This window comes from Streptomyces sp. NBC_00223, from assembly GCF_036199905.1.
Taxonomy (GTDB): domain Bacteria; phylum Actinomycetota; class Actinomycetes; order Streptomycetales; family Streptomycetaceae; genus Actinacidiphila.
Genome location: NZ_CP108109.1, coordinates 4,734,970 through 4,753,010 on the forward strand (window position 1 = coordinate 4,734,970; position 18,041 = coordinate 4,753,010).

Genomic DNA, 18,041 nt, shown 5'->3' on the forward strand with positions numbered 1-18,041 from the left:
ACTCGACGCGGGGGAAGGACTCATGGCCCACCTTGACGACGCAGGGATGGGTGGCCAAGTCAAGCTCGATGGCTACATGTTGCACGGCAAGTTGTTACGACCGCCGGGGTCGGGGCCGCCGGTGCCGGGGGCGCGCGGACCGCCTTCGCCAACGCCCCGCCGTGGTCGCCTCAACCGCCCCTTCCACCACTGTCGTTGCCGCTCCGGGCGTTGTCCACACCATGCCCGCCAGGGCCTCGGCGGACCGTCCTGGACCGCCTCCGCCCACCCCCGAGGACCGCGCGAACGGCTTTAGCGGCCTCCATGCCCCGCTTCTGCACACTGCCTCCGTGCGATCACAACAGGCCACGTGTGACGGCGAATTGCCCGACCGCGGAGGTACGGATCGATCCGGGGAAGGCGGGTGATTTCGGTGATACGGGACCGGCAGGTGGCGAGTGTGACGGTCCGCGCGCCGGCGAAGGTCAATCTCCACCTGGGTGTGGCGGGACTGCGACCGGACGGCTTCCACGAACTGGTGAACGTCTTCCAGGCGGTCTCGCTCTTCGACGAGGTGACCGTGTCCCGGTCCGACCGTCTGCGGGTGACCGTGTCCGGGACGGGCACCGACCGGGTACCGCTCGACTCCTCGAACCTGGTGTGGCGCGCGGCGACCGCGCTGGCCGCCCGGTGGGGAATCGCGCCCGCGGTGCACGTGCACATCGACAAGTGCATCCCGGTGGCCGGCGGAATGGCCGGCGGCAGCGCCGACGCGGCCGCCGCGCTGGTCGGCTGCGGAGCGCTGTGGGGCGGCCCGACCCAGTTCACGACGCTGCGCCATGTCGCCGCCCAACTCGGCAGCGACGTGCCGTTCGCCCTGGCCGGAGGCGTCGCGATGGGGCGCGGCCGGGGGGAGTTGCTGACCTCATGGGCGGTACGGCGGCCCCTGCACTGGGCGTTCGCGACCGTCGACGAGGGACTGAGCACACCCGCGGTCTTCGCCGAGCTGGACCGGCTGCGCGGCGCCCGGCACCGGATCGGCGACGTGCCGGCCGGCCCGCTGACGGCGGCCGCGCCGGAACTGGCGGCGGCGGTCATGGCCGGTGACGCCGAATCGGCCGGCCGCGCCCTGCGCAACGACCTGGAGGCCGCGGCCGTGAGCCTGCGCCCCGCGCTCGGCGACGTCATGCGCCACGGGATGGCGGCCGGCGCGCTACGGGCGATGGTCAGCGGCTCCGGCCCGACCGTGGCGTTCCTCGCCCGTGACGCGGCGGGCGCCGGCGCGGTCGCCGCGAGCCTGCGGAGCGCCGGGCTGACGGCGACGACCGCGTACGGGCCCGTGCCGGGCGCCCGGGTGACGAACATCGCCGACTGCCCGCACCGCGGCGCTGCCGTCCGCGGAAGGACCAGAACCAGAAAGCGAGGAGCAGCGTGAACACCTCAGTGGCTTCCGGGGCGCCCGCGAAGACGGCCGACCCGGGCCCGACCGACGCCGACGCGACGGCCGCCGCCGCGCAGGACCCCGCCGGCGGCGCACCGCCCGACGACGACACGGCCGTACCGTTCTTCACCCAGGCCCGCACCTTCCGCGAGCTGTGGCCGTCGATCGCCGCGCACGCCGGGCAGGTGCTCGACCGCGGCAAGTACTCGCACGGCCGCAAGGTCGCCGAGCTGGAGCGGGCCGTGGCGGCCTACACCGGCGCGCGGCACGCCATCGCCGTCAACAACGGCACCGACGCGCTGGTGCTGCTGCTGCGCGCGGCCGGAGTGCGGCGCGGCGACGAGGTGCTGGTCCCGGCGTTCACCTTCGCCGCCACCGCCACCGCGGTCTCGCTGATCGGCGCCCGGCCGGTGTTCACCGACATCGACCCGGTCACGTACGCGATGGACCCGGAGTCGCTGGAGTCCGCGGTCACCGAGGGCAGCGTGGCCGTGATGCCCGCCCATCTGTTCTGTCAGATGGCCGACATGACGGCGATCGGCGAGGTGGCCGGACGGCACGGACTGACGGTGCTGGAGGACAGCGCCGAGGGCATCGGCATGTGGCAGGGCGGCCGGCACGCCGGACTGCTCGGCAGCGGCGGTGTGCTGTCGTTCTTCCCCACCAAGACGCTGGGCGCGGTCGGCGACGCCGGGATGATCCTCACCGACGACCCCGCCGTGGCCGAGCAGGCGGCGATCCTGCGGCACCACGGCCGGATGGGCAAGACCATCGACCACATCATGGGCATCTCGAACCTGTCGGGTGTGTCCGGGACCAACAGCAAGATGGACGACCTCCAGGCGGCCGTCCTGATGGCCAAGCTCGACCGGCTGCCGGCCGACATCGCCCGCCGCCGCGAACTGGCGGACGCGTACACCGAGCGGCTCTCCGGTATCGAGGGCATCACCCGGCTGCCCACGGTCGTCGACCATCCGGCGGGCCACGAGCCGGTGTTCTACGTCTACCAGATCGAGGCGGACCGCCGGGACGAGCTGGCCGCGGCCCTCACCCGGCGCGGCATCGGCACCGAGACGTACTACCCGATCCCGCTGCACGTCCAGCCCTGCTTCGCCGAACTCGGTTATGAGCCGGGCGACTTCCCGCACGCCGAGGCGGCCTGCCGGCGGGCGCTGGCGCTGCCGTTCTACCCCGACCTGAGCCAGGACGCCATGGACCGCGTCGTGGACGCGATACGGGACTTCTTCTCCGGGAGCGCCTCATGAGCATCCTGCCGTTCTTCCCGCCCGACCTCTTCGAGGCCGACCGGGACGCCCTGCTGCAAGCGCTGTACGACGTGGGTGTCGACCCCGAGCAGCGGTTCATCCTCGGCCGGCGCACCCAGCAGTTGGAGCAGGAGATCGCCGCCGACACCGGCGCGGCCCACGTGGCCGCCTGCGCCAGCGGCACCGGCGCCCTGGAACTGTCCGTGGCCGCGCTCGACATCGGCGAGGGCGACGAGGTGATCGTGCCCGCGTTCTGCTGCCAGCCGGTGGCCAGCGCGGTCGTCAACGCCGGTGCCACCCCGGTCTTCGCCGACATCGACCCGTGGACGATGGTCATGGACCCCGATGTGCTGCCGGGTCTGATCACCGAGCGGACCAAGGCGCTGATGCCCGCCCATGTCTTCTCGATCATGGCCGACATGCCCAAGATCACCCAGATCGCGGCCGAGTACGGCATCCCGGTGATCGAGGACGCTGCGGTGGCCCAGGGCGCGGTGCTCGACGGGGTGCCGGCCGGCCGCTGGGGGACGCTCGGTGTCTTCTCCTTCTTCCAGGTGAAGGCGCTCGGCACGGCCGGTGAGGGCGGTGTGGTGCTCACCGACGACGCCGCACTCGACCGCGCGGTGCGGATGCTGCGCAACCACGGCCAGGACGGCGTCAACCGCTTCCTGCACCACCGGATCGGCCGCAACAGCCGCTTCGACGAGGTGCTGGCCGCCTTCCAGCTGCACCGGCTGCCCACCTTCGCCGACCGGCTGGAGCGGCGCGCCAAGATCGCCGACTACTACACCGAGCGGTTCGCGGAGCTGTCCGACGACGACGTGAAGGCGCCGCCGGCCGGCCGCAACGGCCGCTGCTACTACGTCTACTCGATCCAGGTGCAGCGCCGCGACGACCTGCGTGCCTACCTCAACGAGAACTCCATCGGCAGCCACGTCTACTACCCGCGGCCGCTGCCGCTGCAACCGGCCTTCTCCGCGTACGCGCCCGAGGGCGCGGACTGGCCCAACTCCCGGCACGCCAGCGCCACCAACCTCGCCATCCCGATCTGGCCGCACATGACCGACGCCGACGTCGAGCGCGTCGCCGACACCGTCTGCGAGTTCTACGCCTGACCGGGCACCCGACCCGACCCGAGCCGATCGGGATCAGCCTCGCCCGTACCGCCCGTGTCCGCGACCGAGTTCGAAGGGACCCACCGATCATGACCATCACCACGGCGTCCGCCACCGCCGCGCCGGGCGGTGCGGGGCAGGAGTACGTCTTCGACCCGACCTGGGACAAGGAGACCGAGCGCCTCCACACCAACGAGGCCATCTGGGACCCCGGCACCTTCGAGCGCTTCGCCGCGCTCGGTGTGGCCGAGGGCTGGCACTGCTTGGAGGTGGGCGCCGGCTCCGGCTCCGCGGCCCGCCACCTGGCCGGACTGGCCGGTCCCACCGGCCGGGTGGTCGCCGCCGACCTCCAGACGGAACGGCTCGGCGTGCTCGCCGACGACGGCGTCGAGGTGTGGCGCACGGACATCCGTACCGACGAACTGCCCGCCGACGCCTTCGACCTCGTGCACGCCCGCATGCTCGTCCAGCACCTTCCCGACCGCGCGGGCGTGATCGCCAAACTGGTTTCCGCCCTCAAGCCCGGCGGCATCCTCTTCCTGGAGGACACCGACTCCTCCACGCTCTTCCGCAGCGTCGTCTCCGAGGACTTCCTCCAGGACGTGCGCGCCGCCGGGTACGGGCTGATGCGCGCTGCCGGGCACGACCCGCGCGGCGGGCATGTCGACTACGCCCTGGCCCGGGCCGCGGGGCTCGACGAGGTCGCCGCCGAGGGCCGGGTCGTCATGGTGCACGGCGGTTCGCCGCAGGCCCGGCACTACCAGCTCTGGCTGGAGTTCATGGCTCCCGAGATCGTCGCCGCCGGGCTGGTCGACCGGGGCCGTATCGACCGGGCCGTCGCCGAGATGGGCGACCCGGAGCACACCTGGCTCAGCCAGGTCCTGATATCCACCACGGCCCGCAAGCCGCTGCCCGGGGGCGCCGCCGCGCCCGCCGCCGCGCGGTAGGGCCGGCCGCGAGCGCACCAACGGAAGGAGACGACGAGTCGTGAGCCAGACCGTAGCGCGGGTCCCCGGGACTCCAGGGGCGCCCGGAAGCCCCGCGCCCACCGATGGGCCCGGCCGGCCGAAGCAGCCCCGGTGGCGGGCCTACGCCAAACTCGGGAAGCTGTCGTTCTTCGACTACTACCTGTCGGCCCTGGTGGTGTGGACCATGCTGCCCGGCTCGTACCGGTGGTCGGCGGGCACCATCGGCACGCTGCTGGTGGTCACCGTCGGCTGGATCGGGGTGTGCGCGGCCACGGTCGCCTTCGACGACATCACCGGCTTCCGCGACGGCAGCGACCACGTCAACTACGACCCGGCACAGCAGTTGCGCCGCCGTGACCTCAAGCCGCTGCTCGACGGCACCCTGACACTGCGTCAGGCACTCGGCTTCGGCTACGGGGCCCTGGGCGTCGGGCTGCTGGCCCTGGCCGTCACCGTGCTGACGATCGCGCCGCACCGGCCGCCGTGGGACCTCGGGCTCATGGCGCTGCTGGTCTTCATCAGCGTCCAGTACTCCTACGGGCTGCGGCTGAGCTACCACGGCTGCCAGGAGCTGGTGCTCTTCACCAGCACCGCGCTGGTGGTCTTCGTGCCGGTGCCGCTGATCACCGGGCACGCCACCGGGCCCGCGATCGTACAGGCGGTGCTCTTCGGTCTGTGGAGCGTGCTGGTGTCGCTCTACTCCAACATCAAGGACATCGAAGGCGACCGGGCGGCGGGCCGCCGCACCTGGGCGGTCATGCTGCCGTGGCGGATCTACCGGAAGGTGATCGCCGCCGTCAGCGCCGCCGAGACCGTCGTCCTGGTGGTCGGCGCGGTCACCGGCGCCGTCCCCTGGTGGTTCCCGCTCTTCCTGCTCCCCGTCGTCGCGCTGCGGCTGCGTCAGCTCATCGAGGGCCTGCTGCTCGACGACCCGCTGACCGCCCGCCGCTGGGGCGGCAAGGCACACCGGCTCGGTGTGGTCGCGCTGCTCGCCGCCAACCTCGTCGCCTTCCACTGATCCGGCCGCACCGTGCCCGCCCGCCCTCCCGCCCGCCTTCGCCGACCTCCCGCCGGGGTCCATGTTCCCCACCTACAGACAGGGCTTGCCATGAGCACTTCCGAACGGCACAAGAACCTCGGTGGCCTGTTCGAGACCTACGCCGGGGCCACCACCCCCACCTGGCACCTCGACCGCCCCTTCGACATCGCCCCTGAGTCCGGCCGCAGCTACGACGTGGGCGCGCTGGCCCGCCTCGTGGCGGACATGTCCGGCCGGCTGTACGCGGCGGGGCTGCGCCGCGGCGAGCGGCTGGCGATCGTCAAGCAGAACCACCACGACGTGGTGCTGCTCGCCGCCGCGGCGGCCCGGATCGGCGCCCTGCCGGCGATGATCTCGGCCACCAACGCCCCCGGGGTGCTCGCCACGATGATGGCCAGGTTCGAGCCGAAGGTGCTGGTGGCGTCCGCCGAGGTGCTGGCCGCCGCGGCGGCGGAGCAGGTCAAGCTGACCGGTCCCGACACCGCGGTGATCGCGGTGGACGGCGACCCGGCGCGGTTCCCCGGCGTGATCGGCCTGGGCGACCTGGCCGGCGCCGATGTGCCCGTGATGGATCTGCGCGGCAACGACGAGCCGATGATCTGCACCCACACCTCGGGTACGACCGGTGTGCCCAAGCTGGTCGTGCACTCGCCCGACACCCTGATCGGCGCGCTCACCAAGATGGAGACGATGCCGCTGCCGGGTCTGTCGGTGCGGCCCTCGGACACCTTCGCGTCCTCCATCGCCTTCGTGCACGGCCGCGCCATCACCTGGACCTTCGCCCAACTCGCCCGGCCGCCGCGCAAGGTGGTGGTGCTCTCCGGCTCCGAGCCGGAGACCGTGCAGGCGACGCTGGAGGAGCACCGGCCGACCATCGTCGAGGCGTGCCCGAACATCTACCAGCGCTGGGAGCCGCTGGTCGACACCCACGCGCACCTGTTCAGTGGCGTGCGGGCGTATCTCAACACCTTCGACGCGATCCACCCGCGGACCGTCCGCAAGTTCCTGGGCGTGAGCAGCCGGCGGATGCCGGTCTGGGGCCAGGTGTGGGGGCAGAGCGAGACCGGGCCCGTCGCCATGGCGCTCTACACCCGCGGCAAGCTGGAGCGCGGGGCCAAGGCCGAGCACCCGGTCACCAGCACGGTGGGCCGGCCGATCCCGTTCGTCACCAAGGTCAGTCTGGTGGACCCGGAGAGCCGGGCCGCCGTGCCGTCCGGGCAGCAGGGCGTCGTCCTGGTCCGCACCAAGGGCCTCTGCCTGACGTACCTGGGCGAGGACGACCGGCACGGCGAGAAGAAGTGGGACGGCTGGTGGAACACCGGTGACATCGGGGTGCGTTCGCGCACCGGTGTGCTGCGCATCGTCGACCGCGAGGTCGACATCATCCCCGGCACCAGCGGTATCGAACTGGAGTCGCTGCTGCTGGAACGGCTGGAGCGGGCCACCGAGGTGATCGTGCTCGGTGACCCGGGCGGGCTGCCGGTGCCCGTGATCAGCCTGACCGGGCCCGATCTGACCGAGGACGAGTGGCGCACCGCGAGCGCGGGCCTGCCCGAACTCGCCCGCCCGCACGTCATCGCGTGGGAGGACTTCCCGCGCACCGGCACCTGGAAGGTCCGCCGCGCCGATCTGCGCGAGCGGGTGCTGCACTCCCAGGCCACCTACGGCACCGGCCGCTGGACCTGACCGGACGCCGCCGACCCGCGCCGCCGCACGCCGACCACCGCCCGCAGCTCGACGGCTCCCCACACTCCACCTCCTCATTGGCACTCCTCACGGAACGGACATCGGTGATGGCAAAGATCGTCGTAATGGGGCAGGGATACGTCGGCCTGCCGCTGGCCGTGCTGGCCGCGGATCAGGGGCACAACGTCGTCGGATTCGACGTCGACGCCGACCGGATCAAGCGCCTCTGCGCGGCGGAGTCGTTCGTGGAAGACGTTTCCTCGCACGCCCTGAGCCGGGTGCTGGCCGCCGGCACCTATGAACCGACCACGGACGAGGGCGCGTTGGACGGCTTCGACGTGGCTGTGATCAGCGTGCCCACGCCGCTGCGCGAGGGCGTTCCCGACCTCAGCCACATCGAGTCCGCCACCCGTATCCTGGCCCGCTACCTCCGCCCGGGCTCCACGGTCGTCCTGGAGTCGACCACCTATCCCGGCACCACCGAGGAACTGGTCGCGCCGCTGCTGGAGGAGCACTCGGGGCTCATCGCGGGCAGCGACTTCCACCTCGGCTACAGCCCCGAGCGCATCGACCCCGGCAACACCACGTGGACGCTCAAGAACACGCCCAAGGTCGTCTCCGGCATCGACCCCGACTCGCTGAAGGCCGTCGACGAGTTCTACGGCGGGATCATCGACACCACGGTGCCGGTGGCCTCGCCGAAGACCGCCGAGCTGACCAAGCTGGTCGAGAACACCTTCCGCCATGTGAATGTCGCGCTCATCAACGAACTGGCGGTCTTCGCCCGCGACTTGGGCATCGACGTGTGGGAGGCCATCGACGCCGCCTCCTCCAAGCCCTTCGGATTCATGCGCTTCACCCCCGGCCCCGGCGTCGGCGGCCACTGCCTGCCGGTCGACCCGGTCTATCTGTCCTGGCGGGTCAACCGGGCGCTCGGCCGCCGCTTCCGCTTTGTGGAGCTGGCCAACGACGTCAACGACCACATGCCCACCTACGTGACCCAGCGGGTGGTCTCCGCCCTCAACAAGCGCCGTCTCGCGGTCAACGGCTCGCGCATCCTCGTCCTGGGCCTCGCCTACAAGGCCAACACCGGCGACGCACGGGAGTCGCCCGCGCTGCGCGCCACCGAGGCGCTGCTCGCGCTGGGCGCCGAGGTACGGGCGGTCGACCCGCACGTCGTGGAGGACACGCCGACGGGCGAACGCCTGATCCGGGTGGACCTGACCGTCGAGGAGGTCGCCGCGGCCGACGCGGTGGTGCTGCTCACCGACCACGACGCCTTCGACTACGACATGGTCGCCGAGCACGCCGCCTACGTACTGGACTGCCGCCGCCGGCTCCCGGTCGCCGCGAATGTGGAACTGCTGTGACCGGGCGGCGAGTTCTGGTCACCGGCGGCAACGGCTTCGTCGGCGGCGCCGTCTGCCGCGCGCTGCTGGAGGCCGGCCACGACGTCACCGCGCTGGTGCGCTCACCCGACCGGGCCATCGCGGCGGCCGGCGCGGGCGCGCGGGTCGCGGTCGGCGACATCACCGACCCGCCGACGTACACCGACCTGGCCCGGCGGGCCGACGCCGTGGTGCACACCGCCCAACTGCGCGCCCCGGCCCGGCTCGGCGCGCGCCCGCTGGCCCGGATGCACCGGGCCGAGCGGGTGGCGCGCACCGCGCTGGCCGCCGCCTGCCGGGACGGCGGCACCCGGCTGGTCTACACATCGGGCGCCTTCGTCTACGGCGACCACGGCGAGGAGTGGATCACCGAGGCCACCCCGCTCAATCCGTCCCCGGTCGGCCGTGAACACGCCGCCGGAATGGCCGAGTTGGCGCAGGGCGCCGCACAACACGGCCTGGACGCGGTGACCGTCGTCGTCGGCTTCGTCTACGGGCCGGGCGGCAACTTCCGCACCGCGTTCTACGACCAGGCGCGGTCGGGAACCGTGCGGTACGTGGCCGGCGGGCGCAACTACTTCAGCTGTGTCCACCTTGAGGACCTGGCCGCCGGGTATCTGGCGGCGCTGGAGCACGGCCGGGCCGGCCGGCACTACAACCTCGTCGACGACACCCCGCTGACCTGGCGCGAACTGGCCGAGGAGGTCGCCCGCCATGTGCCGGGCGCCCGTACCGGCTCGGTGCCGTCCCTCGCCGCGAAGCTGGCCCTGGGCGCGCCGCTGACCGCTTCGCTGACCACGTCCTACCGCGTCGCGAACGGCGCCGCGCGCACCGAGCTGGGGTGGCGGCCGCGCCACCGTCTGACGGAGGCCGTGCCCGGCGTCGTCGCCGCGCTCGACGAGACGGCCCCGGGCCGTACCGGCTCGGGCGGGCGCCTGCCCGCGCCCGGCCGATCCCGCACCGGCGACGGCGCCCAGGACGGCGACCGCGCCCGGACCGGGGCGGCGCGACGGGTGCCCGCTCCGCACCCGCCGAACCAAGGAGGCATCGACCCATGCGACTGATCTCAGGTTCCGCCGACGAACACGGCAGCGAGCGCCGGGCCGTTGTCATCGGCGCCAGCCTCGCCGGCATGGCCGCGGCGGCGGCACTCGCCCACCACCTCGACCACGTCACCGTCATCGAGCGCGACCGGCTGCCGCACGGCCCGGTCTGGCGGCGCGGTGTCGCCCAGTCCCGGCACGCCCACAATCTGATGGCCGCCGGGCACCGGGGACTTGAGCGGCTGCTGCCCGGCATCACCCGGGAGCTGGACACCCACGGCATGGTGACCGTGCGCATGCCGCAGGACATGCTGATGTTCGGACCGGGCGGCTGGATACCGCGGTTCGACTCGGACCTGACGATGCTCACCGGCAGCCGCGACACCCTCGACTCGGTGCTCCGCGCCCGGCTGCGGGACCACCCCAAGGTCACCTTCATGGAGCAGACCGAGGCGGTGTCCCTGCGGGCCGGCCGCGACGACACCGTCAGCGGTGTGTGGGTGCGCCGCCGCGAGCCCGACTCCGAGACCGGGTGGACCCGCCCCGAGATCCTGCCGGCCGGCTTCGTGGTCGACGCCGCCGGGCGCAAGTCCCGGGCCCCGCAGTGGCTGGAGGAACTCGGCTACGGCACCGCGCCGGAGACCGTGGTCGACGCCAGGACGGCCTACGCCACCACGGTGTTCGCGCCGCCGCTGGGACACGTCGCGGACTGGAAGTGCATGCTCATCCTGGCCACCCCCGACACCCCGCGCCAGGGCATCCTCAACCCCATCGAGGGCGGCAAGTGGATGGTGTCGCTCTCCGCCAGCGGCGGCGAGCGCCCGCCCACCGACCACGCGGGCTTCCTGGAGTACGCCAAGACGCTGCGCTCCCCGGTGCTGCACGAGGCGATCGAGCACGCCACCCCGCTCGGCCCCGTGCACGGCTCCGGGCGCACCGAGAACCGCTGGCACCACTACGAGAAGATGCGGCGCTGGCCCGACGGCTTCCTCGTCCTCGGCGACGCCGCCGCGGGCTTCAACCCCTCCTACGGGCAGGGCATGTCGGTCGCCGTGCAGTGCGCGCTGCTGCTGGACGACGCCCTGGGCCGGCACGGCACCACGCGCGCCCTCACCTACGGGCTGCGCCGCGCCCAGGCCCGGCACATCCTGGCCGCCTGGCAGATCGCCACCGGCGTCGACCTCCAGTACCCGTGGGCCGCCGAACCGTGCCCGCCCGACCTGGTGACCCGGCTGAGCCAGCGCTACATCAGCCGGATCGCGGCGACCGCCCCGACCAACCCCACCGCCGCGCGGGTCCTGCTCGAACTCACCCAGCTCACCGCGGCGCCCACCGCGGTCTTCCGGCCGGGCGTCATCGCCGCCGCCGTCAGGGGCCCGCGGGGCCAGGCGCCCACCGCGCCGCCCAGCACCACGCACGGCGCGAACGCGACCCGCGCCCGCCGGACCACGACGACCGGGACCGCGCCCGCCGACCCGGCCCCGACGACCCAGCACCCCTCCGTGACCGGCGGCTGACGCCCGGCCCGCCGCCGTACCCCGTCCGCCGACCGACCCGACCCCGTACCACCGCTGTGTGAAGGAGAACCGTCACCATGTCGCTCCACCCGCCGCCCGGCTCCGCCCCCGCCGCCTCCGACCCGACCGGGAGCGGGCAGGACATCGTCCGTGAGGACATCACCTTCGAGGTGGTCCCCTCCGTCGACCCGTCGGCCCGCTGGAAGATCAGCGCCCAGCTGCTGATCCCGGCCGGCGGCGCCGACACCGTACAGCTGCTGCTCCCCGGCCTGACCTACGACCGGCGCTACTGGCAGGTGCCCGGCGAGTACGACTACGCCGCCCACATGGTCCGCGCCGGGTACGCGGTGCTGCTGCTCGACCGGATCGGCACCGGCGCCAGCAGCAGGCCGCCCGCCAACGAGGTCACCGCCGACACCCATGTGGAGACCCTCAAGCCCATCGTCGCCGCGCTGCGCGAGGGCACCCCGGGCGGGCACTCCTTCGCCCGCGTGGTGTCCGTCGGCCACTCCTACGGCGCCGGCCTGGCGATCGTCGCCGCCGCCCGGCACGCCGACGTCGACGGCGTGGTGGTCACCGGCATGCTGCACACCACCTCGCCGATGTACGACGAGGTGATCAACTTCTTCCACCCCGGCAGTGAGGACCCGGTCCTGGCCGACCCCTCCCTCCCGCAGTGGTACATGACCCAGCGGCCCGGCCTGCGGGCGAAGATGCTGGAGTACGCCGAGGGCATCGACGAGGAACTGTCGCTGCACAACGAGCAGATGAAGTCGACGGCCACCATCGGCGAGGGCGAGTCCCTTCCGCAGACCTACCTCAGCGAGTTCTCCAACGCGATCACCGCGCATGTGCTGCTGGTGGTCGGCGAGCACGACGCCCTGTTCAGCAGCGCCGACGTCGGCTTCGCGGCCACCTCCGAGGCGGTGGAGGAGTTCGAGAAGGACTTCTACACCTCCAGCGCGAGCCTGACCACGCACGTCCTGCCGGGCACCGGCCACTCGCTGAACCTGCACCGCACCGCGCCGCGGACCTACCAGTTGATCCACGACTGGCTCCGGGCGCACCTCGCCGCCTGACCGATCCGCCGTTGAAGTTGAGTTGAAGGGACCCCCCATGCTGGACAGGTGGGCACGCCTGATCATCCGTAAGCCGCGCGCCGTGGTCCTGGTGACGCTGCTGCTGGTCTTCATGGCCGGTGGCGCCGCCGGCGGACTGCAGAAGCACTTGACCATGGGCGGCTACGAGTCCTCCACGACCGCGTCGTCGAAGGCCGCCGACGCCCTGCAGAAGGTCTTCAAGCAGGGCGAGCCGAATCTGGTGATGGTGGTCACCGCGCCCGGCGGCGTGGACTCCGCCACCGCCGAGGCGGCCGGTGCCCGCCTGGCCGACAAGGTCGCCGCCGAGGCGCACGTCACCAACGTCACCTCCTACTGGACGGCCGGCCACGCGGCCGCGCTGCGCAGCAAGGACGGCAACCAGGCGCTGATCCTGGGCCGCATCACCGGGGACTTCGACGACGCCATCGACCGGGTCAAGACCGTCGACTCCCACTACCACGGCACGGTCGACGGCCTTCAGGTCAAGGTCGGCGGCTCGGCGATGATGTGGAAGGAGAACACCTCCCAGTCCGCGAAGGACGCCACCAAGGCGGACGGCACCGTCTTCCCGCTGGTGCTGATCGTCCTGATGATCGTCTTCGGCAGCGCGGTCGCCGCGCTGCTGCCGCTGTCGGTCGCGATCAGCGCGATGCTGCTGTCGATGGGCGTGCTCTTCGGCCTCACCTTCGCCGTGGACACCTCCAACGTGGTCGTCAACACCACGACATTCCTCGGCATCGGTCTCGGCATCGACTACAGCCTGCTGTTCGTCAGCCGCTACCGGGAGGAGTTGCGGCGCGGCCGGGACGTCGACGACGCGCTGCGGCGCACCATGCGGACCGCCGGCCGTACCGCGCTGTTCTCGGCGCTGACCGTGGCCGTGGCCTTCCTCGGCCTGCTGGTGCTGCCGTTCACGATGTTCACCTCGCTCGCGATCGGCTGCGTCACCACCTCCCTGCTGGCCGCGCTGTGCACGGTGGTCCTGGTCCCGGCGCTGCTGAAGTGGCTCGGCCCGCGCGTCGACAAGGGGCGGCTGAGCCGCCGCCGGGCCGAGGCGTCGCTCGACGGCAGCAAGTTCTGGCACGGGGTGGCCGGCGGAGTGATGCGCCGCCCGGTCGGCGCCGCGCTGCTCGCGGTGATCGTCGTGGTCGTCCTGGGCCTGCCCGCCTTCCAGATGAAGCTGCGGCTGCCGGACGAGAGCGTGCTGCCCGCGTCCTCGCAGTCCGCCGCGGTCGCCAAGGTCCTCGCCACGAACTTCGACACCCACGAGCAGCAGGCGCTCCAGGCCGTCGCCCTCAACACCGGCGGCGCCTCCGCGGACGCGGTCGGCGACTACGCCCAGCGGCTGTCCGCGCTGCCCGACGTGGCCCGGGTCGACGCCTCGACCGGCAGCTACGCCAAGGGCCGGCTGGTGGCGCCCGCCACGGACGCCAACGCCCGCTTCACCAGCGGCCGGGCGACCTACCTGTCGATCGTGCCGACGGTGGACCCGTACTCCGACCAGGGCAAGCGGCTGGTGTCGCACGTGCGCGGCACCAAGGCGCCGTTCCAGGTGATCGTCGGCGGTATGGCGGCGACCAGCGTCGACACCTTCCACACACTGGCCCACCGGCTGCCGATCGCGGCGGCCATCCTGTTCGTCGGGATGTTCGTGCTGCTGTTCCTGCTCACCGGGAGCGTGCTGCTGCCGATCAAGGCGATGGTGCTGACCGGGTGCAGTCTGACGGCCACCTTCGGCGCCCTGGTCTTCATCTTCCAGCAGGGCCATCTCAAGGGCCTGGTCGGCGACTTCATCGTCACCGGCGGTATCACCTGGACCGTGCCCGTACTGATCTTCGGAGTCGCCTTCGCGCTGTCGATGGACTACGAGGTCTTCATGCTCGCCCGGATCAAGGAGGAGTACGACCGCACCGGCGACAACGAACAGGCCGTCGTGGCGGGCCTCGGCCGGGTCGGCAAGATCATCACCTACGCGGCGCTGCTGCTGTCGATCGTCTTCCTGGTGCTCGTCACCTCCGGCATCAGCTACATGAAGGCGATCGGCGTCGGTCTGCCGCTGGCGATCCTCATGGACGCCACGCTCATCCGCGGCGTTCTGCTGCCCGCGCTGATGAAGCTGATGGGCCGGGCCAACTGGTGGGCGCCCAAGCCGCTGCGCGCCCTTCACCAGAAGTTCGGTCTGCACGAGAGCGACGGTCCGGACAGCTTCGAACCCGCCGCGGCGCAGGGCGCCGCTCCCGCCCCGGCCGCGCGGGCCCAGAGCAGCCTGCGGTAGCACTCCGGTCGGCCGGTACCCGGCGGACCGCGCGTCCCGCGGACCAGCACCGCGGGACGCGCGGTCCGCACCCCTTCTGGTCTTGCAACGCCTACAGAACGGCCCGACGGGCCGCCCACACACCATAGGGAGACCTCATGGGTGCATCACGGCCGACCAATATCGGCCTTGTCTTCGACCGGCACGCCGAAGCGCGCCGCCAGACGGTCATGCTCCTGGACCGCCCCTTCGACATCGCCCCCGACGGCGGCACCCGCTACGACGGCGCCGCCCTGGCCGACCTGGTCCACCAGGCCAGCAACTGGCTCTACGCGGCCGGTCTGCGGCGCGGCCAGAAGGTCGGCATCGTCAAGGACAACCACTTCGACATGCTCATCCTGACCGCGGCGGCGGCCAGGATCGGGGCGCTGCCGGCCGAACTGGCCCCGCTGGCCTCGCTCGCCTCGGTGCAGGGGATGCTCCGCAACCTCCGCCCCGACCTGCTGGTGGCGAGCACCACCATGCTCCAGCGGGCCGCGAAGGCCGGCACCACCCTCGCCGAGCCCGGCATCCGTACGATCGCCGTCCCCAGCCTCGACCCCACGGCCCCGGAGGCGCCCGAGGGCACGATCCCGCTGAGCGATCTGCTCGGCTCGCCCACCGCCCCGGTGAACTTCCGCCCCGACGACGAGCCGATGATCATCACCCACAGCTCGGGCACCACCGGTGTGCCCAAGCTCGTGGTCAACTCCGGCTCCACCATCCTCGGTGCCGGCGCCCGCATGGAGACCATCCGCTTCCCCGTGGTCGCCAGCCGCCGTACCGACGTGGTCGGCACGTCCTTCACCTACGCCCACGCCCGCTCGGTCTCCTGGACCGCAGGACAGCTCACGCTGGCGCCCACCGCGCTGTCGATCATCTCCGACCCGAGCCTGGACAACGCCGCCCGCGCCCTGGCCGAGCACCGCCCGACCACCCTGGAGGCGTGCCCCAACATCTTCCAGCGCTGGGAGGAGTTGGCCGACAACCGCCCCGAACTCTTCGAGCAGGTACGGCTGTACGTGGGCACCTTCGACGCGGTGCACCCCCGTACCGTGCGCAAGTTCCTCGGCGCGAGCAAGACCAAGCACCCGATCTGGGGCCAGAGTTGGGGGCAGAGCGAGGTCGGTCCCGTGTGCGCGGCCTTCTTCACCCGCCGCAGCATCGCCAAGACCGACAAGCCGACCTCCGTCACCAACGACATCGGCTGGACCGTGCCCTTCCTGGCCAAGGTCCGGGTCGTCGACCCGCTGACCGGGCGGCGCCAGCCGCGCGGGAAGCCCGGCATCCTGATGGTCTCCACCCGGGCGCGCTGCATCACCTACCTGGGCGAGGAGGACCGGCACACCGAGAAGGTCGACGGCGAGTGGTGGAACACCGGTGACGTCGGCACCCGCGGCTGGCTGGGCCGGATGCGGCTGGAGGACCGGGAGGTCGACACCATCCCCGGCGGCAGCAGCATCGAGCTGGAGAGCGTCCTGCTCGACCGGCTGGAGCGGGCGATCGACGTGACCCTGCTCGGCGTTCCCGACCAGGACCCGATCCCGGTGCTGTGCATGCGCGACAACGAGCTGGACCCGGCGGACTGGAAGCGCGCCACCGAGGACCTGCCGCCGCTCGCCGAGCCGCTGCTGGTCCCGTGGGAGCAGGTGCCGCGTACCGCCACCTGGAAGGTGCGCCGGCTGGAACTCCGTGAACAACTGCTGGGCACCAGCGCCGCGGTCGGCACCGGCCGGTGGACATGACCCGCCGAAAGGGGAGACGATCATGACAGATCTGGACGTCGCGGTGATCGGCGCCGGCATCGCCGGACTGGTCACCGCCCACAAGCTGGCACAGGCCGGTTACCGGGTCGAACTCTTCGAGTCCGAGTCCGAGGCCGGCGGCCGGATGCGCTGCGGCCGTATCGACGGATACGTCATCGACCGCGGCGCCGAGACCCTGGCCCCGTACGGCTATCCCGCCACCTGGCGGATGATCCGTGAACTGGGCCTGGAGGAGTCCGGCGACGTGCACCGGATCCGCCCTCCGGTGGCGCTGTGGCGCGGCGGCCGGGCGTATCCGTGGATGGGTCACCCGAAGTCCGTGCTGACCCGCGCGGGTCTGTCCCCGGGCGCCTGGTTCCAGATGCTGCGGATGATGGCGCACACCGGCAAGCCCGGCGCCCTGGACCCCGAGCGGATCGAGGAGTCGGTCCTCGGCACGATGACCGTCACCGAACTGGGCCAGAAGTACCACCCCGATCTCGTCGACCACATGCTGGAGCCGATCTCCGCCTCGGCGTTCGGCTGGATACCCGAACGCTCGGGCGCCGCGCCGCTGATGGCCATCGTGCAGGGCACCCGTGGCATCCTGCGCTGGCGCACCTACCGCCACGGCCAGGACACGATGGCCCGCACGCTGGCGAAGAACCTGACGGTCCACCTCGGCCGGCGGGTGGTCAACGTACGGCGGGACGGCGCCGGCGCCCGGATCAGCTGCGCCGACGGCAGCGAGGTGACCGCGCGCGCCGCGGTGCTGACCCTGCCGTCGCCGCAGATCCCCGACGTGTACCCGGACGCGCCCGCCGTGGAGAGCGACTTCCTGCACTCCTCGACGTTCTCCTCCGTGATGCGGGTGGCCTGCATGCTCGACCGGCCGCTCGAACCGCGCCGCCGCCGGATGGGTCCGAAGCTGTACGCGGCGCTGCTGGCCCGCGGCGAGAGTCCGCTGCTGGTCGGCTGCACGGTGGAGCACAACAAGTGCCCGGAGCGCGCCCCCGCGGGCAAGGGACTGATCTCGCTGCTGATCGCGCCGCACCGGGTGCCGGAACTCCTCGACGCCAGTGACGAGGAGGTCTCCCGGATGGTGCTGGAGGAGGGTGAGCGGCAGCTCGTCGACGGACTGCGGGAGGCGTGCGTGGGCACCGACGTCATCCGCTGGCGCGACGCGCTGCCGGAGGCGCCGCCCAAGTCGCTCGCGCTGCGCGGGGCGTTCGTCCGGCGCGACCCCAGCCCGATCGAGTACGCCGGAGACTGGGTCTATCTGCGGCCGAGCAGCGAGGCCGCGATCGCCTCCGCCGACCTCGCGGTGCCGAGGGTGAGGGCGCTGCTGGAACGCTGACGCGTATCCTTCCCGGCCCCGCTCTTCCCGACCCTTCCCGACCCTTCCCGACCCGACCCGGCCCCGCCCGATGCCGGCGCCGCCGTGACGGGCGCCGCTTCGCCC

General features: G+C 72.3%; 13 protein-coding genes. All 13 read left to right on the forward strand.

Annotated features, from left to right (window positions below; all coding sequences use genetic code 11):
* Positions 1-412 precede the first annotated feature (412 nt).
* The 13 genes from OHA30_RS20050 to OHA30_RS20110 all read left to right on the forward strand — a co-directional run bounded on the left by OHA30_RS20050 (position 413) and on the right by OHA30_RS20110 (position 17,936).
* Positions 413-1,414, forward strand: a complete 1,002-nt coding sequence (locus OHA30_RS20050; RefSeq protein ID WP_328917918.1) for a 4-(cytidine 5'-diphospho)-2-C-methyl-D-erythritol kinase — start codon at positions 413-415, stop codon at positions 1,412-1,414.
* The gene (locus OHA30_RS20055; RefSeq protein WP_328915237.1) at positions 1,411-2,685 is read left to right on the forward strand and encodes a DegT/DnrJ/EryC1/StrS family aminotransferase; all 1,275 of its coding nucleotides are present in this window, start codon (positions 1,411-1,413) and stop codon (positions 2,683-2,685) included. Before OHA30_RS20050 ends, OHA30_RS20055 begins: the two co-directional genes overlap by 4 nt.
* On the forward strand, positions 2,682-3,800 hold the full coding sequence (locus tag OHA30_RS20060; RefSeq protein WP_328915238.1) for a DegT/DnrJ/EryC1/StrS family aminotransferase: 1,119 nt from the start codon (positions 2,682-2,684) through the stop codon (positions 3,798-3,800). Before OHA30_RS20055 ends, OHA30_RS20060 begins: the two co-directional genes overlap by 4 nt.
* A gap of 89 nt (positions 3,801-3,889) precedes the next feature.
* Positions 3,890-4,747 (forward strand): class I SAM-dependent methyltransferase, encoded by an 858-nt coding sequence (locus tag OHA30_RS20065; RefSeq protein WP_328915239.1) that lies wholly within the window; start codon positions 3,890-3,892, stop codon positions 4,745-4,747.
* A 40-nt stretch (positions 4,748-4,787) separates the two neighbouring features.
* Positions 4,788-5,786: a UbiA family prenyltransferase gene (locus OHA30_RS20070; protein WP_328915240.1), complete on the forward strand. Its 999-nt coding sequence runs from the start codon at positions 4,788-4,790 to the stop codon at positions 5,784-5,786.
* 90 nt (positions 5,787-5,876) lie between these two features.
* Entirely contained in the window at positions 5,877-7,493 is a 1,617-nt protein-coding gene (locus OHA30_RS20075; protein WP_328915241.1) for an AMP-binding protein, read from the forward strand.
* 125 nt (positions 7,494-7,618) lie between these two features.
* Positions 7,619-8,863 (forward strand): nucleotide sugar dehydrogenase, encoded by a 1,245-nt coding sequence (locus OHA30_RS20080; RefSeq protein ID WP_328915242.1) that lies wholly within the window; start codon positions 7,619-7,621, stop codon positions 8,861-8,863.
* Positions 8,860-9,945 (forward strand): NAD-dependent epimerase/dehydratase family protein, encoded by a 1,086-nt coding sequence (locus OHA30_RS20085; RefSeq protein WP_328915243.1) that lies wholly within the window; start codon positions 8,860-8,862, stop codon positions 9,943-9,945. The genes OHA30_RS20080 and OHA30_RS20085 overlap by 4 nt, the downstream gene beginning before the upstream one ends.
* Positions 9,936-11,441 (forward strand): FAD-dependent oxidoreductase, encoded by a 1,506-nt coding sequence (locus OHA30_RS20090; protein WP_328915244.1) that lies wholly within the window; start codon positions 9,936-9,938, stop codon positions 11,439-11,441. Before OHA30_RS20085 ends, OHA30_RS20090 begins: the two co-directional genes overlap by 10 nt.
* A 77-nt stretch (positions 11,442-11,518) precedes the next feature.
* Positions 11,519-12,520 (forward strand): alpha/beta hydrolase, encoded by a 1,002-nt coding sequence (locus OHA30_RS20095; RefSeq protein ID WP_328915245.1) that lies wholly within the window; start codon positions 11,519-11,521, stop codon positions 12,518-12,520.
* A gap of 37 nt (positions 12,521-12,557) precedes the next feature.
* Positions 12,558-14,816 (forward strand): MMPL family transporter, encoded by a 2,259-nt coding sequence (locus OHA30_RS20100; protein ID WP_328915246.1) that lies wholly within the window; start codon positions 12,558-12,560, stop codon positions 14,814-14,816.
* 137 nt (positions 14,817-14,953) lie between these two features.
* A complete protein-coding gene (locus OHA30_RS20105) occupies positions 14,954-16,579 on the forward strand; it encodes a class I adenylate-forming enzyme family protein (protein WP_328915247.1) in 1,626 nt (541 codons plus the stop codon).
* A gap of 22 nt (positions 16,580-16,601) precedes the next feature.
* Positions 16,602-17,936, forward strand: a complete 1,335-nt coding sequence (locus OHA30_RS20110; protein ID WP_328915248.1) for a protoporphyrinogen/coproporphyrinogen oxidase — start codon at positions 16,602-16,604, stop codon at positions 17,934-17,936.
* Positions 17,937-18,041 lie beyond the last annotated feature (105 nt).